A 19,819-nucleotide genomic window follows, 5' to 3' on the forward strand; every position below is an offset into this window, starting at 1 on the left:
TGATTAGCGTACCGCGCTGAATTGGGCCTGGTGAAGACGGCTGTAAATGCCGCCGGCCCGTACGAGCTCTTCGTGCCTTCCCTGCTCCGCGATGCCGTCCTCGGTGACGACGACGATGCGGTCGGCATCCTTGATAGTCGCGAGCCTGTGCGCGATGACAAGGGTCGTGCGGCCTTCGGAAAGCTCGGACAGCGATTGCTGGATCGCGGCTTCGGTCTCGGTGTCGAGCGCCGAAGTCGCTTCGTCCAGGATCAGGATCGGCGGATTTTTCAGAAACATGCGGGCGATCGCTAGACGTTGCTTCTGGCCGCCGGACAGCTTCACGCCCCGCTCCCCGATGACCGTATCCAATCCGAGCGGCTGCGCGCGGATGAATTCTTCGAGCTTCGCTCTGCGCGCCGCCGTCCAGATTTCTTCTTCGGTCGCCCCCAGCTTGCCGTAAGCGATATTCTCCCTTACCGTGCCGGAGAATAGAAAGACGTCCTGCTGCACGACGCCGATCTGACGCCGCAGCGAAACGAGCTTCATCCGGCGGATGTCCATGCCGTCGATCGTAATCGAGCCGCCCGAAACCTCGTAGAAGCGCGGCAGCAAGCTGCAGAGCGTCGTTTTCCCCGCGCCCGACGGACCGACGAACGCGACGGTCTCGCCCGCCTTGATGGACAAGTTGATGCCGCTTAGCGCTTGCGTGTGCGACTCATAGCCGAACGACACGTCCCGATAACGAATTTCGCCGGCCAATTTGCCGACTTCGACCGCACCGTCCGCATCGGACACGTCCGGCTCGGTATCCATGAGCTCGATGTAACGCTTGAACCCCGCGATCCCCTTCGGATACAGCTCGATGACCGCGTTGATTTTCTCGATCGGTCTGAACAGTACGTTGGTCAGCAAAATAAAGGCCAGAAATTCCCCATATTGAAGCTCGCCTCGAATGACGTACCAGGCGCCCGCGACCATGACGATCAGCGATACGAGCCGCATCAGCATATAGCTTGCGGTCGAACTGCGCGCGAGAATCTTGTAGCCGAGCAGCTTTGCCTTGCGGAACATCTGGTTGTTGACGCGGAAGAGCGACATCTCGTGCTCCTCGTTGGCGAAAGCCTGCACCACGCGGATGCCTCCGATGTTGTCCTCGACCCGCGCGTTGTAATCGCCCATGCTGCCGAACATCTTGTTCATGGCGCCCGTCATTCTGCCGTTGAAGTATATCGACAGCACGATTAGTACGGGCACGGTGGCGAACGTGATGATCGCCATCCCGGGATGGATGTACAGCATGAGGCCGAACGCGCCGGCGAGCGTCATGACGGCGATGAACACGTCTTCCGGACCGTGGTGAGCGACTTCGCCGATGTCCATCAGATCGGTCGACATGCGGGACATGAGATGGCCGGTTTTCGTATTGTCGTAAAATTTGAAAGAAAGCTTCTGGAGATGCGCGAACAGATTGCGGCGCATGTCGGTCTCGATGTTGATGCCGAGCATATGTCCCCAGTAGGTCACGACGAATTGCATAAAAGCGTTGAGCAAGTAGACGGCGAGCAGGCCGCCGCATGCCCATAGGATCGGCTCCCAATCCTTGCTCGGCAACAGCTTGTCGACGACTCGGTTCAGCGCGAGCGGAAATGCTAGCTCCAGTAGCGCCGCCAAAATCGCGCAGCAAAAATCGAGATAAAACAGACCTTTATACGGTTTGTAAAAAGACATAAAACGGCGAATCAAATCCATGTTCCTCCCATGCGACAGCAGCCGTCGTTCGGCCGCTCCGCCCGTGTGCGTCTGCGTTTCCGTCAGTCGGAACGCGATGAGACCAGCATACCCCGCCCGCTCCGGGTTAGACAAGGCCGAATGCGCATGTTTCAATGATAATGAATATCATTATTGATTTCAATCATTTTTGACGCATGTCTGCCGGACATTAATAAAGCCGCCGCCTTCTCCGAAAGAGAAAGGCGGCGGCTGCAATGCCGTATCGATGCGTTTTTTATTCGCTGGCGCTGGCCGACGGCGATGCTGCGGACGAAGCCGACGGAGATGCGGCACCGGAAGCAGAAGGCGCAGTCGATGCTGCCGGAGATGCTGCCGGAGATGCGGCCGGCTCTTCTGCCTTCGTCAGCAGGTTTTCGTAGCCTGCGTCCTTTTTAGCCGTTTCGATCCATTCGGACGCGCCCTCGTTCACCTTTTCGTCGAGATACGCGGACTTGACCTTGTCCTTAACCGAATCGTACGTGGAGGTCACGGCATCCTTGCGGTCTGTCAGAAGAATGATATGGAAGCCGTTCGGCGATTCGACGACGCCGCTCATTTCGCCCTTCTTAAGCTTGAAAGCAGCCGTCTCGAACTGCTCGTTCATGGCGCCTTTGCCGAAGAAGCCGAGATCGCCTCCGTTTGCCTGGGAGCCGGTGTCGGTCGACTTTTCCTTCGCGACCGTCGCGAAGTCGGCGCCGCCCTTCAGGTCCTTGAGGACCGCATCGGCCTCCGCCTTCGTCGCCAGCAGGATGTGCGAGGCGCGAACTTGTTCGGGCGTGTCGAAGGTGGCTTTGTTCGCGTCGTAATAAGCTTTAAGATCCTCTTCCTTGGGCGCAAGCTTCTTATCGAAAATCGCGCGAAGCTCGACTTGAGGCAGAATCTGGTTTTTCTTGTACGCTTCTAGCGTCGTGCCGCTCGAGGACAGCGCGTTTTCGAAGTCGGCATCCGTCGCGAAGTTGTATTGCGCCTTGATCTTGACGACTTCTTGGGCGACCGCTTCTTCGGCGGCCGCTTCGGTCAAGCCGGCTTTCTCGGCTTCGCCGTCGATCAGCTTCAGCGTCATGTAGTTGTCGAGCATGGAGCCAGCTTGATCTTTGCCGACTTGATCGTACATGACCGTATAAAATTCGGACTTGGTGATGTCCTTCCCGTTCAGCGTGCCGACAGCGCCCTTCAGGTTGCCGCCGCCGTCGTCGTTCTGGCGGATCAGGACGACCGCCAGCGCGATGACCGCGATGACCGCGACGATCCATGGCACGACGACTGCGGCTTTGGCTCCGGACGCCGCCGGCACGACCGTCGCGGGCTCGGTTTCGTTTTCTTGCGGCAAGTCATTCCTATACGATTCGGCCGGCTCTGCCGCCTCCTCGATCGATTCTACGTGCGATTGCGCGTTATTTTCGTCCGGCACCCCGTCCTTGCGGGCCGGGTTGTTCGGGTCCTTTTCCAAATCGCTCATTCCTATTCTTCCTCCTTGAGTGTTAACGGATCATTCATCCACTATATCAAATTATGGACAAGTTACCTTAAAGCCAGCTAAAAATTGAAGCTCGAACGGATAAATTCGAGCGCCTTGCGGTTCTGGTCGCCGCTGACCGCATGTCCTTGGAACGGATAAACCTCGATCCGCTTGTCCGACTCGATCCGGTTGTAGGCGGCATAAATCGTCTCGGGCATCGTAACCGGATCCTTGAGACCGACGGAGACCAGGAGGGGAATGCGGATGCGATGCGCCAGGTTCATCATGTCGAAGTAACTGAGCGTCCGCAGCACGTCATCGAGCTTGTCCGGGAAACGGTTCAAGAAATCGGCGGCTTCCGTCAGCGAGCTGGTGGAGTTTAAAATGCCGAAATCCATGTGGCACATGTTCGGGATGTGCGCGACGGCGATCGATGGCACATCCGACAGCGCCGCCGCAAGCAGCGCGAGACCGCCGCCTTGGCTGCCGCCGCTCGCGCAGATGCGCCCGGCGTCGACTTCCGGCTGCGCCGCTGCCCACTCGAGCGCCTTCAGCGCGTCGATCGAGATCGCTTTATAATAACACTCGTCTTTGTCCAAAATGTTTTGCGTCAGCCAACCTCGCGTCATCCCGTGCCGCTGCGCTAGCAGATTGCCCGTCTCCCCGCCTTGGCCGCGTATGTCGACGGCGAATGCGGCGACGCCTAACATCGCGTATTGCGCGAAATCCTCGGGGTACCCCTTGCTGCCCGTATAACCGTGATAAAGAACGACGCAAGGGAGCTTGGCGTCGGCCGGCCTGTTTTTCGGCAAAATGAACCAGCCGTGAATGCGGGTGCTGTCGAAGCCTTCGTATTCGACCTTGTAAGCTTCCATGCTGTCGAGCGGCGTCTTAGTCAGCAGCCGCATGCCGTTAAGCGGCTTGTCCTTGGCAGAAGTCAGCGTGCTGCTCCAAAATGCGTCGAGATCCGGCTCCGCGGTCAGCGCCGGACGGTACTGCTCCAGATCGGCGATGCGTCTTTGTATCGCATTGTTCAAATTGCAATCCCCCTGTTTCTGTGGCTTTTCCTCGCGTTCACCAATTGGACACAACAGGCCTATCTTACCATCGTATACCAGCAGTGTCGACCATAAAAAAACGCCGCTTTCATCGTCGGCGGCAATCATCCGATGATGAAGCGGCGTTTCCCGAAGAACGCGAACAGATCGATTTCGCTTAATTTCGCCCCGTTTCCTAGCTCACCTTGTGCTCGATACGAAGCTTGTCGGCCACCATCGCGATGAACTCCGAGTTCGTCGGCTTGGACTTGGCGATGTTGATCGTGTAGCCGAACAAATGGCTGATCGAATCGATGTTGCCGCGCGTCCAGGCGACTTCGATGGCATGCCGGATGGCGCGTTCTACGCGGCTGGGCGTCGTCTTGAACTTTTCGGCGATAGCCGGATACAGCGTTTTCGTAATCGCGCCGAGAATCTCGATGTTATTGTAGACCATCGTGATCGCCTCGCGCAGATACTGATAGCCCTTGATATGCGCCGGTACGCCGATTTCGTGAATGATGCTCGTGATATTGGCGTCCAGATTTTTCGGCTTGCCGATCGGTACGATATTCGAACGCGAGCCTCCGCTGAAGGAAGAAGACGCGGACGAAGAAACGGATACCGGGATTTGCGACGGCGTACCCGCAAGCTGACGAATACGGTTCGCGAGCACGTCCATGTCGAACGGCTTCAAAATATAATAGGAGGCGCCAAGCTGTACCGCGCGTTGTGTGATGTTCTCTTGGCCGAACGCGGTGAGCATAATGATCTTCGGCATGGGGGACAGGTTCAGGTCCCGCAGCTTTTCCAATACGCCGAGCCCGTCCAGGTGAGGCATAATAATATCCAGAATCATCACATCCGGAATATTCCGGGTTTCTTCCAGCTGACGGATGACCTCTTCTCCGTTGTACGCCACGCCGATGACGGTCATGTCCTCCTGCTCTTCGATATACTCGGACAGCAGGTTGGTGAATTCTCGGTTATCGTCTGCAAGAAATACTTCAATCCGCGGCAATGTTGTATCCTCCCTCACAAGCTTAAGATTATGTTAGAAACGCTCACCGTTCCCTGCTTATCCGAATTCGACAAAGCGTTTGCAATTCCTTCTTGTCGTAATTTTTTTCTTTATTTTTTTATCTGCATAACATATAATAAAGAATTTACGTCATTTGACGATCTATTTCGGTTTTTTTCGACAAAGCGATGTCGTTAAAAATAACGAGAAAATCCAAGGCGTCATACCGCCTTGGATTTTGCCTGGCCCGGCTTCAACATAATGCCCGCGTCCTGAAGCATCCACTCGATGTAGCAGCCGTAGCCCGACGCCGGATCGTTGACGAAGACGTGCGTGACGGCGCCGACCAGCTTCCCGTTTTGCAAAATTGGACTGCCGCTCATGCCTTGAACGATACCGCCCGTGCGTTTGATCAGATCCGGATCGGTGACGCGGATGACCATCCCTTTCGTCGCAGGCGACGATTGCCGGGACACGTGCACGATCTCGATCTTGAAGCGCTCGACTTTCTGACCGCCGACGACCGTCCATATTTCCGCCGGCCCTTCCTTGACCTCTTCGGCGAAAGCGACCGGTACCGGTTCCGCCTGGTAGGCATGACCCGGGAGCTCGCCCATCTGGCCGAAAATGCCGAAAGGCGTATTGCGTTCTACGTTGCCGAGCGTTTTGCTGCCCGGCACGAACTCCGCGCGCTTTTCGCCCGGATCGCCGTTCTCGCTCTTGGCGATCGACGTGACGTTCGACTGAAGAATTTGCCCGCTGCCCACGGTGATCGGCGTCTGCGTATCCATGTCCGTAATGACATGGCCCAGCGCGCCGTATACGCCTTGGTCGGGCGCGTAAAAGGTCAACGTGCCGACCCCGGCCGCGGAATCGCGTATATAGAGGCCGACGCGCCATGCTTTGTCTTCCTGGTCGTAAACCGGCGTCAGCGTCGTTCGAAATTGTGCTTTGCCCCGCTGAACGACCAGCTTAAGCGGCTGCCCCGTGGCGCCTGCTTGCTTCGCGAACGGAGCGACGCGCTTAACGTCGTTGACCGGTTCCCCGTTAATCGAAACGATCAGATCCCCCATTCGCAGCTTGGCCTCTTCTCCCGGCGATACGCGCGACTGTTCGCCGGTCTGTACGAGATGATGGCCGACGACCATGATGCCGGCCGATTTGACCTTGACGCCGATCGTTTGGCCGCCGGGAATGACTTTGAGATCCGGTACGACCTGAAGCTTGACGGTTTTAAACGGTATTCGGCCGAATAGCTTAAGCTTGAGTTCTGTTTGACCGCTGCGTTTGGAATGAATGGACACCGGATGATTAAGATCGATCCGTACGCTCGCGCTCGTCGAGCCGTTCACTTCGGCGACCGTCGAATCGGATAGCGAGCCCTGCGCATGCACCGGCATCGCATAATGAAGGTGCTTGTCCTGTCCCTCGAACAACCGAAGCTCATTCGGGAATGCGGCATAATGACGCATCGGTGCGGAACAGACGGCAAATCCTAGAATAAGCGCTAGGAATAGACCAAAAACGCGACGCCAAGAGGACTTCCCGTTCAAGTTCTCACCACTTCCCTACAGACTACACCGGCGAACCGTGACACTGCCCGGCGACGTAACTATAAGGTAACCGCGGCTCCCCCCTTTTATGTTGCCGAAAACCTTCCTTGAATCATGAATTTACGCGTCCTGGCGCGATTTTTGAGCCTCGGCCAGCGTTAACATTTCTTGCGCGTGATGGCGGGTTCGATCGGTGACTTCCACCCCGCCAAGCATGCGCGCGAGTTCCTCCACGCGCTCGTCGGCGTTAAGCATCCGTACGCGCGTCGACGTTCTGCCGTCGTCCGTGACGCGCTTGGCGATCTCGAATTGATCGTCCGCCATGCACGCGACCTGCGGCAAATGCGTAATGCAAAACACCTGACAGTGCGTCGCCAGCCTGGACAGCTTGTCGGCGACGGATTGGGCCGCGCGCCCGCTGACGCCCGTATCGACTTCGTCGAACACCAGAACCGGAATCTGATCGATTCGGGCAAAAATGGCTTTTAGCGCCAGCATGACCCGAGACATCTCGCCGCCCGACGCGATCCGGGCAAGCGGCTTCGGAGGCTCGCCGGGATTGGTCGACAGCAGAAATTCGGCCGAATCCGTGCCTGTCGGAGTCAAGTTGTCCGTGTTCACCAGCCGCACCTCGAAAGCCGCTCGCTCCATTTGCAGCCCCTTGAGCTCTTGCTCGATCTCCGAGCCGAGAAGCGCGGCGGTCTCTCTACGGATCGCGCCTAGGCGCTCGGCCAGCGCGCGCAGCTCGCTCTCCAAGCGCACCTCGCGTTCGTTCAACTCTTTGAGGAGCTCGTCGCGATTTTCAAGCCGCTGCGTATCTTCCTGAATTCGGGCATAATATTGCAGGATGTCCTCGACGCTCTCGCCGTACTTGCGCCGAAGTCCGAACAGGAGATCCATCCGCATCTCGATCTCGGACAGCCGCTCCGGATTGAATTCGATGCTTTCTTTGTAATCGCGCAGTTGGTAAGAGACGTCCTCGGCGGCATAGTAGGCCGACTGCAGCTGTTCGACGAGCGGCCCAAGCTTGGCCGGATCGACCTTGACGATGTCCTCGAGCTTCGCGATGGCTTTGGACAAGACGCTGAGCCCCTTGTTGCCGTAAAGCAGGTCGTAGGCTTCAGTCGCCGATTCGGCCAGCTTCTCGGCGTGCGCGAGCTTGCGCCGCTCCTCGGCAAGCGACTCGTCCTCTCCCGGCTTCAGGCGCGCATCGGCGATCTCCTCGAGCTGATATCGGTAGAGGTCCAGCATCTGCATCTGCTGGCGGGTGAGCTCGTCCAGCTCCCTGCGCTCTCGGCTGACCGTCGCGTACTCCCTGTACCTATTTTGATACTCGGTTTTGAGCGAGGCGATGGCGTCTCCCGCAAATGAGTCGAGCCATTCCAGATGGCGGTCGGTTCGCAGCAAAGACTGATGCTCGTGCTGACCGTGGATATTGACGAGGTTTTCGCCGATTTCGCGCAGCATCGTCAGCGTGACATGCTGCCCGTTCACGCGCGCGGACGACTTGCCTTGCGCCTGAAGCTCGCGTCGTACCAATAGCGCTTCGTGCGGATCGGCGTTCACGCCGTGCCGGTCGAGCACGCCCCATACAGGATGCGCGGGATCGAGATCGAATACCGCTTCGATCTCGGCTTTGTCGCAGCCATGGCGGATCATCTCGGCGGACCCGCGCCCTCCCGCGATGAGGCCCAGCGCATCGATGATGATCGATTTGCCGGCGCCGGTCTCGCCTGTCAGCACCTCGAAGCCCCGCTTGAACGATACCCGAATATTTTCGATTACCGCCAAGTGGCGAATGGACAGCTCTTGCAGCATATGGCGCTCATCCTCCCCAGCCGGCGCAGGTCGCCGGCTTCTAACGAATAATGTCCAAAATGCGGGTGACGATCTCTGCGCCCTGCGGCTTCGTGCGGCAGATGAGCAACGTCGTGTCGTCTCCGCCGATCGTGCCGACGATCTCCGGCCAATCCATGCCGTCCAGCAGCGAGGCGATCGTGCCGGCCGTACCCGGCAAACACTTCACGACGACCAGATTCTCCGCGGCTTCCGCATGGATAAAGTGATCCATCATCGCTCGCTTCAGCTTCATCGTCGGGTTGAAGCGTTGATCCTGCGCAATGGCATATTTATATCTGCCGTCGCCCAGCGGCACTTTGATGAGCTGCAGCTCCTTGATGTCGCGGGAGACGGTCGCTTGCGTCACGTTGAAGCTCTGGGCGCGGAGGGCTTCAACCAGGTCTTCCTGCGTCTCGATCTCGCTCGCGCCGATGAGCTCGCGAATTTTCCTTTGCCGCTGACCTTTCATTCTTTGCCCTCCTCTATTTTGAATTTTACCGTTTTAAGGGATCTGTCGCGCATGTCCGCGACGATCACGCCTTCGCACTCGGGAAACAAAAGCGCATACACGAGCAGACGCTCCCGGATCCCGCTGGCCGTCCAATCCATGGGCTGCCTCGGCCGTTCAAGCTTCACGAGATAGTAGCGTTCTTCCTTGGAGGCGATATAGTCGAAATACAAGCGGGTCGCCTCGTACGGCCCGTCGTCGACCGATACGCCTAAAGGAATCCGGTGCTTGCCGGAGAGCGCTTCGTAACCATGCTCCCGCAGCAGCGCCGCCGCTTCGTCATCTTCGTCGGGCGCGCCGTCCCTGGCCAGCCTGCGCAGGCGTGAGCTCGGCGGCTCGTGCAGCCAATGCCTGAACCGGCGCCAGACCCACCATATGATCGCCGCTACCGCCGCGGCAAAAATCAGACCGTCCCCGAACCGAGCCATCGCCCCGCCTCCTCCGCATCCTGATTCATTCGCGGCGGCGGGCCGGGTTTCCTCTATGGGAGCAAGCAAAAAAACCGGTGCGGAGGGCGCTTGCGCGCCTACCGGCCGGCCGTGCTTCGGCGGACGCGGAATCCTATGTAGGCCGGCGGCCTCTCGGCCGTGACCGATTGCCCTTATCGGACCTTCGTCGAACAGGCGCTGAAGGCTGTTAAAAGGCTTTATGCACGATGCCTGAACTTGGCCGCCGCCTCTTCGACGACATGGCTGAGCAAGCTGTCGCCGTTCAAGCCTCCGGGCCATTCGCCGCCGGCTTGTCCGGACGATGAATCCGCCAGTCGCCAATACGCGAGAAACTCGATGTTGCCTTCGCCTCCCGTAATCGGGGAATACGTCAGGCCCCTCAGCTCAAAGCCCAGCGCGTTCGCCGCGGACAAGACTTCGCGCAAAACGTTCAGGTGAACGTCCGGATCCCTTACGACTCCCGACTTGCCGACCTGTTCGCGTCCGGCCTCGAATTGAGGCTTGATCAGCGCCACGGTGCCCGCTCCCGGTCCAAGCAGCGGGCGCAGCGCAGGCAGGATGAGCTTCAGCGAAATGAACGACACGTCGATCGACGCGAATGCAGGCGCCGGGCCCGACAATTGGTCCGGCGTCATATGCCGGAAATTGCAGCGCTCCATCACGCAAACCCGAGAATCCTGGCGGAGGCTCCAATCGAGCTGGTTGTAGCCGACATCGATCGCATAGACGAACGAAGCGCCGTTTTGAAGGGCGCAGTCCGTGAACCCGCCGGTCGACGCGCCGATATCCATCATGACCGTATCCTTCAAATCGATGCCGAATTCGCGAATCGCTTTTTCCAGCTTGAGGCCGCCTCGGCTCACATACGGATGAACGGCGCCTTTGACGGTTAGCGCCGCGTCGCGCGGAATCTTGGTACCCGGCTTATCCACTTGCTCGGTTCCGACTAGGACAAGTCCCGCCATGATGGCGGATTGCGCCTTTGAACGGCTTTCGAAAAAGCCTTGTTCGACGAGCAGCGTGTCGATTCTTTCTTTAGCTATCGTCGACATCGCCTCAGTTCGCCGTCTGCCGCTGACGCTTCAGCAGCGCGAACGACCGAAGGTGCTTCGCCGCTTCTTCGGCGGTCAGGCCGACTTCGGCGCGCTGCTCCTTGATCGTCGCATGCTCGATGAATCGGTCAGGTATGCCCGCGAGCTGAACGGTCGGCTTCAAGCCTTGCTGCGCGTAATGCTCGAGAATCGCGCTCCCGAGTCCGCCAGCGACCGCCGTCTCTTCGAGCACCAGCATCGGCAGCCGCTCCTTGGCGAGCTGAGCGAGCATCGCCTCGTCCAACGGCTTGACGAATCGCGCGTTGACGACGCGCACGCTCAGTCCTTCGCGCTTCAGCAGCTCCGCCGCTTCTTCGGCGACGTGCACCATCGGGCCGATCGCGAGGATCGCCGCGTAGTCGCCGTCTCTCACGACCTCCCATGAGCCGATCGGGATCGGCGCGAGTTCGTCGTCCATCGCGACGCCTCTGCCCTGCTCGCGCGGGTAGCGGATCGCGATCGGACCGTCGTCGTACGCCACGGCCGTCGCCAACATGCGGCGCAGCTCGTATTCGTCCTTAGGCATCATTAAGACGAGGTTCGGGATGTGACGAAGATACGCGATATCGTAAACCCCTTGGTGCGTCTCGCCGTCGCCGCCGACGAAGCCGGCGCGGTCGATGGCGAAGATCACGTTGGCATTATGCCGGCAAATATCGTGTACGACCTGATCGTACGCGCGCTGAAGGAAGGTCGAATAGACCGCGTAAACCGGCTTCATGCCTTCCATCGCAAGCGCGGCGGACATCGTTGCCGCATGCTGCTCCGCGATGCCCACGTCGATCATCCGTCCGGGGAATCGTTGCGCGAAGCCGAGCAAGCCGGAGCCTCCAGGCATCGCCGGCGTGATCGCGACGATCCGTTCGTCCTTTTCGGCCAGCTCGATCAGCGCATTGCCGAACACCTCGGTGTACATCGGCGGGCCGACCGGCTTGAGCACCTGGCCGGACTCGATCTTATAAGAACCGGTGATCCCGTGCCATTTGTGGGAATCCGCTTCCGCCGGAGAATAACCCTTCCCTTTGACGGTGAGGATGTGGACAAGGACGGGACCTTCGCATTTATCCGCCTGACGGAACGCCTCGATCAGTTTTTCCGTATCGTGGCCGTCGACCGGTCCAAGGTACTTGAGCCCGAACTCTTCGAACAGCATGCCCGGAACGACCAGATACTTCAGGCTGTCCTTCAGCCGCTCGGCCGTCTTCGCGAGCTTGCCTCCGATCGCCGGCACCTTGCGCAGCAGCCACTCGAACTCGTCCTTCGCTTTGCGGTACGTCTTGTCGCTGCGGACTTTGCCCAAGTAGTTGTGAAGCGCGCCTACGTTAGGCGCGATCGACATCTCGTTGTCGTTCAGAACGACGGTAAGCTTGCGCTTTTCATGGCCGATATGGTTGAGCGCCTCAAGCGCCATCCCGCCGGTTAGCGCGCCGTCCCCGATGACCGCGATCACCTTGTTGGCGCGCCCCTGCATATCGCGCGCGAGCGCCATGCCCATCGCTCCGGACAGGGAGGTGCTGCTGTGGCCGGCCTCCCAGACGTCGTGCTCGCTCTCCGCGCGCTTGACGAAGCCGCACAGTCCGTCCTTCTGCCGAAGCGTGTCGAACCGGTCCATGCGTCCGGTCAGCATCTTGTGGACATACGCCTGATGACCCACGTCGAACAAAAACTTGTCGGTCGGGCTGTCGTACAAGTAATGCATCGCAAGCGTCAATTCGACGACGCCTAAGTTAGGCGCCAGATGCCCACCCGTAACGGACAGCTTTTCAATTAGGAATTGTCTGATCTCTTGGGCCAACTGAGGAAGCTCTGACATGGACAGCCGCTTCAGGTCGGTTGGACTATGGATGCTGTCGAGCAGCAATAGGAATTCCCCGCTTTCCAAAAACGATTGCTATGTTGAATTTAGTCAACGCATCACGATTCGTCGATTTTAGTCTAAATGTATTATAGCATAATGACCATTTAAAAACTCCTCCGCCCCCCCTAATCCCTCCCATTTGCATACGAATCTGCAAGCCGTCCGGTGTCATGACCGTTACTAAAAGCCTATCCTTATGTATAAAAAGACGGCGCGCCGATAACCGGAACACACCTACCGTGCGATTTTTACCCAACTTCCCGGCTGGCTAAACAAGTAAAAAAAGCATCCCCGCTTCGGTCCCGGAATGCCGATGACCGATGAGAAATGCTTTGTTGGGCGGATGAAACCATGCCCATTCGCTTTTTAATTGTCCCTGGAAATCAGCCGCATCGCGATCTGCTCCAGCCGTCCGCTGTCGGCAAGCTCCGCCGATCTGACGGCCGAGATCGCTTGCTCCGTCAGCTCCTCGACGCGCCTGCGGCTCCGCTCGAGTCCGATCAAATAGGGATAAGTGACTTTGCCCTGCCGCTCGTCGCTGCCCACCGGCTTGCCCAGCTTGCCCTGATCGCCCGTAATATCGAGGATGTCGTCTTGGATCTGGAAGGCCAAGCCGACGTTCGTGCCGAAGCGAGCGAGCGCGTCTAACTGCCGGTCGCTGGCGCCTGCCGCATGCCCGCCCGCCCGCAAGGAAAACGCGATGAGGTCGCTCGTCTTGTGCAGGTGGATATGCTCGAGCTGGTCGATGGACGTGATCCCTTGCTCGCCTTCCATATCGTCGGCCTGTCCGCCCACCATGCCCGGAAAACCCGCCAGCCGGGCCAAGTCGCGGACGACGGCCAGCGTCCGCTCGGCCGGCACGCCAAGCGCCGCCGCTTCGGAGGCGGCATAAAAGGCGTGCGTCAGCAGGCCGTCGCCGGCCAGAATCGCAGTCGCTTCGCCGAACACTTTATGATTGGTCGGGATGCCCCGCCTGTAGTCGTCGTTATCCATCGCGGGAAGATCGTCGTGGATCAACGAGTACGTGTGCACCATTTCCACGGCGACGGCGAAGGGCATCGCCAGGCTCGCGGCCTTCTCGTCGCCGTGAACGGCCTCCGCCGAAGCCAGCACGAAAATCGGACGAAGACGCTTGCCGCCTGCGGCAAGCGAATACATCGCGGCTTCCTTTAGCCGTCCGTTCACGCGCCAATCTCCGGGTATCGCCTTCTCGAGCGCTTGCTCGACCATCGTCCTTCGGGACGCCAGATAGACCGATATGTCTTCCGTTTGCACCTTTTCGATTACTCTCCTTTGCCGCCTGCCTCGCCCTGCTGCGGCGCGAAGGGCTTGCGCTGCAAACCGTCTCCGTCCTCCATCAGCATCTCGATCCGGCGCTCCACCTGCTCCAGCTTCTGGCCGCACAGCCTGGACAGCGCCATGCCTTCCTGATAGAGCTCGATCGCCGCTTCAAGCGGCACGTCTCCGCTCTCCAGCTTGGATACGATGCCTTCGAGCCGTTCCATCGCCTGCTCGAAGGAAAGCGCCGTTTCCGATTCATTCGTCACTCGTATTCGCCTCCCCATGCACCGCCGCTACGCTGCAAGACAGCTTGCCGTCCGCCAGCCGCACGACGAGTCTGTCGCCGGCCTTCGTTTCGCGCACGGACCTAAGCAGCTTTTTCTCTTCTTCGTCATAAGCCAAACTGTACCCGCGCGCCATGACCTTAAGCGGACTGAGCGCGTCGAGTTGGCGGATCGCGGAGCCGAAGGCGCTCCGTCCGTCCCGCACGATGCCGCGCATGGCCGCGGTCAATGCCTTTTCCGCGGCTTCCTTGCGCCTGCGCGCATAGACCGCCTGCTCGGTCGGGCTCGCCCCGGCCAGCCGGCCGTTCAGACGCGCGAGCCGTTCCCGGCTGCGGTCGGCGAGCGCGCCGGTCCGGTAGCCCAGCCTGTCCCTCAGACGATCGAGCCGCTCGGCCGAAGCGAGCAGTGAACGCCGGGGCTGCGTAAAGTAAGGCGATCTGGCGGCATGACGGTATCGTTCCCGCGCGCGGCCGAGCTGGCTGCCGAGCGAGCGCGCCATCCGCTGCTCCAGATGGCCGAGCCGCTCCTGCAGCTCGGCGATATGAGGTACGGCCAGCTCCGCGGCGGCAGTCGGCGTAGCCGCCCTGAGATCGGCCGCGAAGTCGGCGATCGTGAAGTCCGTCTCGTGGCCGACGGCCGAGATGACGGGAATCGCCGACGCGCGAATCGCGCGCGCGACCGCTTCCTCGTTGAACGCCCACAGCTCCTCGAGCGAGCCTCCGCCACGGCCGACGATCAGCACGTCCGTCTCGGCCAGCCGGTTCATCGCCTGAATCGCCTTCACGATCGACGGCGCCGCCCCTGTGCCTTGCACCGAGACCGGATACAGCACGATCGCCACCGACGGATGCCTGCGCTGGAGCGTAATGATGATATCCCGCACGGCCGCTCCCGTCGGGGACGTAATGATGCCGATCGCTTTCGGATATTTAGGAATAGGCCGCTTGACCGCCTCGTCGAAAAGCCCTTCCCCATGAAGCTTCTTTTTGAGCTGCTCGTAGGCGAGGAACAGGCTGCCGATGCCGTCCGGCTGCATGGCGGTCACGTAAAATTGGTATTGTCCGTCCCGCTCGTAAACGGACACGCCGCCCCGCGCGATGACTTTCATGCCGTCCTTGGGCCTGAAAGGCAAGCGCTGATTGTGGGACGCGAACATGATGCTCTTAAGGCGTCCGCTCTCGTCCTTCAGCGTGAAGTACATATGGCCGCTGGAATGATGGGTAAAATTCGAAATCTCCCCGCGCAGCCAAATATCCTGAAGCTTGGGGTCTCCCTCGAGCTTCATCTTGATGTAGCGGTTGACGTCCCGAATGCTGAGGATGCGGGCCGGTTGGTCCATCATGGCCTCGCCCCCGTCCTATTCGATGCCGCGCGCGGCCTTCGCCGACTTCAGCGTATTCAGCATGAGCATCGTAATCGTCATCGGTCCGACGCCGCCCGGCACGGGCGTGATCCAGCCGGCGACCGGCGCGACATCTTCATAATCGACGTCGCCGCAAAGCTTGCCGTCGGGCAGTCGGTTGACGCCGACGTCGATCACGACCGCGCCCGGCTTCACCCAGTCTTTTTTGACGAGCTTCGGCACGCCAACGGCGGCTACTACGATGTCCGCGCCGCGGACGACCGCCGGCAGATCCGGCGTGCGGGAATGACAGATCGTCACGGTCGCATGCTCCCGCAGCAGCAGGATCGACACCGGCTTGCCCACGATGTTGCTGCGGCCGATGACGACGGCATGCTTGCCCGCCGGGTCGTTGCCCGTGCGCTTCAGCAGCTCGATGACGCCGGAAGGCGTGCATGGCTGGAGCGCATCGTCGCCGATGAGCAGATTGCCCACGCTGACGGGATGGAAGCCGTCGACGTCCTTTTCCACCGAGATGGCGTCGATGACCGCCTTCTCTTCGATATGCTTGGGAAGCGGCAGCTGCACGAGAATGCCGTTAATATCCGTCTGGGCATTCAGCCGAGCGATGAGCGATAGCAGCTCCTCCTGCGTCGTCTCGGCGGACAAGCGATGCACCTCGGAATAGAACCCAAGCTCTTCGCATGCCTTCGCTTTGTTGCGCACGTATACTTGCGAAGCCGGATCTTCCCCGACCAGCACGACCGCGAGTCCGGGACGCACGCCCTTCGCCGCGAGAGATTCCGTCTCGCGCTTGATCTCTTCGCGGATCTCGGCCGCGATTCGCTTGCCGTCTATAATCTGCGCGCTCATTCGTTTTCCTCCCCTTCGGCCGCGGGTCCCGACCCGGCTTCTTCTCCGGCAGCTTCTTTGCCTTTCGTCTGACCGCGCTCGCGAATCAACCGCCCCAGCACGCCGTTGACGAACTTGCCGGATTCGTCCGTGCCGAAATGCTTGGCCAGCTCGATCGCTTCGTTTACCGCGACTTTGGCGGGCACGTCCTCGCGATGATTCATCTCGTAGGCGGCCAACCTCAAAATCTGCCTATCCACTCTGGACAGCCGATCGACCTGCCAGCCGGTCAGGTACCCTGCCAGTTGAGCGTCCAACGCATCCTGGTTCGACTTCACGCCGAGCACGAGCTCGCGCGTAAAGCCGTCGACGGCCGCCAGCTCGGCGACCTCCGTCTCCATTTCGTTGTCGCCCTTCGCTTCTTCCATTACGGCATCGACGGCTTCTTGCGCCGACACGCCGTTCATCTCCATCTGGTACAGGCTTTGTACCGCAATCTCTCTCGCCAATCTGCGCTTCATGAATCCTCCCGAATTAAGTCTTAACTACGTCCGCCGGGCCACCTGTCGGACAGCCATTCCGTCAGTCTGCCCCAATGAAAAAGCGGGCCCCGCCGCTCGTCGCGCTGCTTGCCGACGGCGAAACCGATGCCGACGAGCAGCGCGCAGAACAGCATGTCCCAGAATCCGACGATTAAATAAATAAGGCCGCAAAGCATGCCGGCGGCGACGCCGAGCGTCCGGCCGCCGTAATTGTCCCACCATATTCTCCACATGGATGGCAAGGCCTCCTATTCCACGCGGCTTTTGAAAGTCGTCGGCGCCTGCGTTACGTTAGCGATATACACGGTCACGTCCGAAACGGGAATGCCGGTCGTCTCTTCGATCTGCTGGGACACCGTGCGCTGCATATCCTCGGACAGGGTCGGAATCGAGCCTTCTCCGTCCACGAAAGCGCGAATCGTAATATGCAATCCGGCTTCCGCGACGCGTACGCGCGCGCGAAGATCCTTGACGCCCTTCGAGCGGGACGCCGCCTTCAGCGCCAGATTCTCGACCGTCTCGATGGAGATCTGGATATCCCCGTGCTCCGTCCGTTGGTTGATCGTCGGTGCCGTTGTGTTCAAACGTCCGACGGACAGCACGAGAAAGCGGAGGCTGATCAGAATCAGTACGGCCGCCACTACGATAACGCCGACCTGCAGCGGCCGGTAATCGCCGGTCGTCTGGTCGACGACTTCGGTCAGCCATTCCATCGAAAAAGCGCCGAGCGCTACCGCGACGACAAAAGCCGAAGCGACGACGATCGCCAAGGAATAAATGAATAGCAGCAGCCTGTCCCATACTTTGAACATGTAACCGACTCCTCCTGTCATGAACCTATCCTGAACGCCGAACAGCCTATATGGTCGAAAAAGCGCCCGATGCGCCCTCCCTCGTAAGGTCAGGCCATCAAGGCGCCGTCACCCGCAATTCCAAGAGAGACGACTGCCATGTCCGGCTCACGCCGGCGTCATCTCACGCGCAGTTGCCCATCTTCCTCTTCGATCTTGTCCGCCGGCTTGAACAGCACGTCATGGACATGGACGTTCACTTCGACGACGTTCAGGCCGGTCATCGTCTCGATCGAGCGCTTGACGCCGTGCTGAACCTCCGAAGCGATCTCCGTGATCCGCCTGCCGTATTCGACGATGATCGATACGTCGATCGCGGCTTCTCTTTGACCCACTTCCACCTTAACGCCTTTGGACAAATTTTTGCGTCCCAGCAATTCGGCGATGCCCGAAGAGATGCCGCCGCTCATTCCCGCGACGCCCTCCACTTCGACCGTTGCCAGCCCCGCGATAATCTCGATGACTTCCGGCGCGATCTGGATGGTCCCCATGTCGGTTTTCTCGTAGTCTGACACCAATGTTTCCATTCGCTGGTACACCTCCTCGCGTCTTGTCGTCGGCCAGGCCTTCATTATTAATACTATAGCAAAGGCCAAGAATTATGACAAACCTCCGTACGGGCCTCGAAAGAAGGGCGCATCGCGCCCGCCGGTCTTCGGCCGATCCAAAAAGGTTTAGGCTTCTTCGCGGTACGGCGCGTCGACGTCGTGCTCCTCGAGGAACTTGATATCGAACGTGCCCTTGTTGAAAATCGGATGATTCAGAAGCTTCAGGTGGAACGGAATCGTCGTCTTGACGCCTTCGATCATGAACTCGCCGAGCGCCCTGCGAGCTCTCGCGATCGCTTCTTCGCGCGTCGGTCCCCACACGATGAGCTTCGCGATCATCGAATCGTAGTGAGGAGAGATCATATAGCCTGGATAAGCGCCGCTGTCTACGCGCACGCCGGGACCGCCCGGCGGCAAGTAGAACCCGATTCGGCCCGGAGATGGCATGAAGCCGCGATCCGGATCCTCGGCATTGATGCGGCACTCGATGCTCCAGCCGTCGAAGCGAACCTCTTCTTGCGTGAAGCTAAGCGGGCGGCCTTCGGCGATGGAGATCATTTCCTTGATCAGATCGATGCCCGTGATGAGCTCGGTGACGGGATGCTCGACCTGGATCCGGGTGTTCATCTCCATAAAGTAGAAGTTGCCGTCAGGTCCGAGCAAGAACTCGATCGTCCCGGCGCCCGAATAGTTAACGGCGCGAGCCGCGCGCACGGCCGCTTGGCCCATGCGCTCGCGCAGCTCGGGCGTCATGACCGGGCATGGCGCTTCTTCCACCAGCTTCTGGCGGCGGCGCTGCACGGAGCAGTCGCGCTCGCCGAGATGGCAGACGTTGCCGTGCTTGTCAGCGATGATCTGAATTTCGACATGCTTCATGCCTGTCAGATACTTCTCCAGATAAACGCCGGAGTTTCCGAACGCTTTTTGCGCCTCTTGCTGCGCGGTCGAGATCTCGCGAACGAGCATCTCTTCGTCGTCGGCGAGGCGAATGCCCCGTCCGCCGCCGCCCGCCGTCGCCTTGATGATGACCGGATACCCGATCTCCCGCGCGACGCGGATGGCTTCGTCGATATCTTCGACAAGCCCGTCGGAGCCCGGAATGACCGGCACGTCCGCGTCCTTCATCGTCTGCTTGGCGACCGCCTTGTCCCCCATCCGGCTGATCGCTTCGGCGGACGGGCCGATAAATACAATATTGCACGTCTCGCAGATATCCGCGAAATCGGCATTTTCGGAAAGGAACCCGTAACCCGGGTGAATCGCGTCGCATTCGGTAAGCGTGGCGACGCTCATGATATTCGTGAGATTGAGATAGCTGTCCTTGGAAGCGATCGGCCCGATGCAATAGGCTTCGTCCGCAAGCTTCAGGTGAAGGGACTCGCGGTCTCCTTCGGAATATACGGCCACCGTGGAGATGCCGAGCTCGCGGCAAGCGCGGATGATGCGCACGGCGATCTCGCCCCGGTTGGCCACCAGAATCTTATGGATATTCAAAGCACAAGTCCCCCTTCGTAATTCCGGCCGCCGGGGTACGGGGCCGGAAATAGCGCGC

The 19,819-nt window shown here is 59.6% G+C and carries 19 protein-coding genes; all 19 read right to left on the reverse strand.

The window, feature by feature from the left end; all coding sequences use genetic code 11:
- Positions 1–3: 3 nt before the first annotated feature.
- Positions 4–1,725 carry an ABC transporter ATP-binding protein gene (locus BM235_RS11855; protein ID WP_090113578.1) on the reverse strand — a complete coding sequence of 574 codons (1,722 nt, stop codon included), beginning with the start codon at positions 1,723–1,725 and terminating at the stop codon, positions 4–6.
- Between the two features lie 262 nt (positions 1,726–1,987).
- The gene (locus BM235_RS11860; protein ID WP_090113043.1) at positions 1,988–3,211 is read right to left on the reverse strand and encodes a peptidylprolyl isomerase; all 1,224 of its coding nucleotides are present in this window, start codon (positions 3,209–3,211) and stop codon (positions 1,988–1,990) included.
- 77 nt (positions 3,212–3,288) lie between these two features.
- A complete protein-coding gene (locus BM235_RS11865) occupies positions 3,289–4,248 on the reverse strand; it encodes an acetylxylan esterase (RefSeq protein ID WP_255374332.1) in 960 nt (319 codons plus the stop codon).
- A 196-nt stretch (positions 4,249–4,444) separates the two neighbouring features.
- The gene (gene spo0A, locus BM235_RS11870) at positions 4,445–5,269 is read right to left on the reverse strand and encodes a sporulation transcription factor Spo0A (RefSeq protein WP_090113047.1); all 825 of its coding nucleotides are present in this window, start codon (positions 5,267–5,269) and stop codon (positions 4,445–4,447) included.
- 221 nt (positions 5,270–5,490) lie between these two features.
- The gene (gene spoIVB / locus BM235_RS11875; protein ID WP_090113049.1) at positions 5,491–6,822 is read right to left on the reverse strand and encodes a SpoIVB peptidase; all 1,332 of its coding nucleotides are present in this window, start codon (positions 6,820–6,822) and stop codon (positions 5,491–5,493) included.
- Positions 6,823–6,942: 120 nt separating this feature from the next.
- Complete coding sequence (gene recN, locus BM235_RS11880) at positions 6,943–8,640, reverse strand: DNA repair protein RecN (protein ID WP_090113051.1); 1,698 nt, start codon at positions 8,638–8,640, stop codon at positions 6,943–6,945.
- Positions 8,641–8,680: 40 nt separating this feature from the next.
- Positions 8,681–9,130 (reverse strand): transcriptional regulator AhrC/ArgR, encoded by a 450-nt coding sequence (ahrC, locus tag BM235_RS11885; RefSeq protein WP_090113052.1) that lies wholly within the window; start codon positions 9,128–9,130, stop codon positions 8,681–8,683.
- Positions 9,127–9,597: a hypothetical protein gene (locus BM235_RS11890; protein ID WP_090113055.1), complete on the reverse strand. Its 471-nt coding sequence runs from the start codon at positions 9,595–9,597 to the stop codon at positions 9,127–9,129. The genes ahrC and BM235_RS11890 overlap by 4 nt, the downstream gene beginning before the upstream one ends.
- 218 nt (positions 9,598–9,815) lie before the next feature.
- Entirely contained in the window at positions 9,816–10,670 is an 855-nt protein-coding gene (locus tag BM235_RS11895) for a TlyA family RNA methyltransferase (RefSeq protein ID WP_090113057.1), read from the reverse strand.
- 4 nt (positions 10,671–10,674) lie between these two features.
- On the reverse strand, positions 10,675–12,570 hold the full coding sequence (dxs, locus tag BM235_RS11900) for a 1-deoxy-D-xylulose-5-phosphate synthase (RefSeq protein ID WP_090113058.1): 1,896 nt from the start codon (positions 12,568–12,570) through the stop codon (positions 10,675–10,677).
- Between the two features lie 363 nt (positions 12,571–12,933).
- Positions 12,934–13,797: a polyprenyl synthetase family protein gene (locus BM235_RS11905; protein WP_090113580.1), complete on the reverse strand. Its 864-nt coding sequence runs from the start codon at positions 13,795–13,797 to the stop codon at positions 12,934–12,936.
- Positions 13,798–13,850: 53 nt separating this feature from the next.
- A complete protein-coding gene (gene xseB, locus BM235_RS11910) occupies positions 13,851–14,114 on the reverse strand; it encodes an exodeoxyribonuclease VII small subunit (RefSeq protein WP_369803504.1) in 264 nt (87 codons plus the stop codon).
- Positions 14,104–15,474, reverse strand: coding sequence for an exodeoxyribonuclease VII large subunit (xseA, locus tag BM235_RS11915; RefSeq protein WP_255374333.1), 1,371 nt, complete (start codon positions 15,472–15,474; stop codon positions 14,104–14,106). The genes xseB and xseA overlap by 11 nt, the downstream gene beginning before the upstream one ends.
- A 15-nt stretch (positions 15,475–15,489) precedes the next feature.
- Entirely contained in the window at positions 15,490–16,347 is an 858-nt protein-coding gene (folD, locus tag BM235_RS11920; RefSeq protein ID WP_090113062.1) for a bifunctional methylenetetrahydrofolate dehydrogenase/methenyltetrahydrofolate cyclohydrolase FolD, read from the reverse strand.
- Positions 16,344–16,847, reverse strand: a complete 504-nt coding sequence (gene nusB, locus BM235_RS11925; RefSeq protein WP_090113064.1) for a transcription antitermination factor NusB — start codon at positions 16,845–16,847, stop codon at positions 16,344–16,346. The genes folD and nusB overlap by 4 nt, the downstream gene beginning before the upstream one ends.
- Positions 16,848–16,867: 20 nt before the next feature.
- A complete protein-coding gene (locus tag BM235_RS11930; protein WP_090113066.1) occupies positions 16,868–17,101 on the reverse strand; it encodes a DUF2273 domain-containing protein in 234 nt (77 codons plus the stop codon).
- A gap of 15 nt (positions 17,102–17,116) precedes the next feature.
- On the reverse strand, positions 17,117–17,680 hold the full coding sequence (amaP, locus tag BM235_RS11935) for an alkaline shock response membrane anchor protein AmaP (protein ID WP_090113068.1): 564 nt from the start codon (positions 17,678–17,680) through the stop codon (positions 17,117–17,119).
- A gap of 158 nt (positions 17,681–17,838) precedes the next feature.
- Entirely contained in the window at positions 17,839–18,246 is a 408-nt protein-coding gene (locus tag BM235_RS11940; protein WP_090113070.1) for an Asp23/Gls24 family envelope stress response protein, read from the reverse strand.
- A 147-nt stretch (positions 18,247–18,393) separates the two neighbouring features.
- Positions 18,394–19,761, reverse strand: a complete 1,368-nt coding sequence (gene accC, locus BM235_RS11945; RefSeq protein ID WP_090113072.1) for an acetyl-CoA carboxylase biotin carboxylase subunit — start codon at positions 19,759–19,761, stop codon at positions 18,394–18,396.
- Between the last annotated feature and the right edge of the window lie 58 nt (positions 19,762–19,819).

This window comes from Cohnella sp. OV330 (assembly GCF_900112065.1).
Lineage (GTDB): Bacteria > Bacillota > Bacilli > Paenibacillales > Paenibacillaceae > Cohnella.

What these genes read in the sequence shown, in the direction of transcription:
- BM235_RS11860 (WP_090113043.1), bottom strand. Translation starts at nt 3,211, where the DNA reads ATGAGCGATTTGGAAAAGGACCCGAACAACCCGGCCCGCAAGGACGGG.
- recN (WP_090113051.1), bottom strand. Translation starts at nt 8,640, where the DNA reads ATGCTGCAAGAGCTGTCCATTCGCCACTTGGCGGTAATCGAAAATATT.
- ahrC (WP_090113052.1), bottom strand. Translation starts at nt 9,130, where the DNA reads ATGAAAGGTCAGCGGCAAAGGAAAATTCGCGAGCTCATCGGCGCGAGC.
- BM235_RS11890 (WP_090113055.1), bottom strand. Translation starts at nt 9,597, where the DNA reads ATGGCTCGGTTCGGGGACGGTCTGATTTTTGCCGCGGCGGTAGCGGCG.
- BM235_RS11895 (WP_090113057.1), bottom strand. Translation starts at nt 10,670, where the DNA reads ATGTCGACGATAGCTAAAGAAAGAATCGACACGCTGCTCGTCGAACAA.
- BM235_RS11905 (WP_090113580.1), bottom strand. Translation starts at nt 13,797, where the DNA reads ATGGTCGAGCAAGCGCTCGAGAAGGCGATACCCGGAGATTGGCGCGTG.
- xseA (WP_255374333.1), bottom strand. Translation starts at nt 15,474, where the DNA reads ATGATGGACCAACCGGCCCGCATCCTCAGCATTCGGGACGTCAACCGC.
- folD (WP_090113062.1), bottom strand. Translation starts at nt 16,347, where the DNA reads ATGAGCGCGCAGATTATAGACGGCAAGCGAATCGCGGCCGAGATCCGC.
- nusB (WP_090113064.1), bottom strand. Translation starts at nt 16,847, where the DNA reads ATGAAGCGCAGATTGGCGAGAGAGATTGCGGTACAAAGCCTGTACCAG.
- BM235_RS11930 (WP_090113066.1), bottom strand. Translation starts at nt 17,101, where the DNA reads ATGTGGAGAATATGGTGGGACAATTACGGCGGCCGGACGCTCGGCGTC.
- amaP (WP_090113068.1), bottom strand. Translation starts at nt 17,680, where the DNA reads ATGTTCAAAGTATGGGACAGGCTGCTGCTATTCATTTATTCCTTGGCG.
- BM235_RS11940 (WP_090113070.1), bottom strand. Translation starts at nt 18,246, where the DNA reads ATGGAAACATTGGTGTCAGACTACGAGAAAACCGACATGGGGACCATC.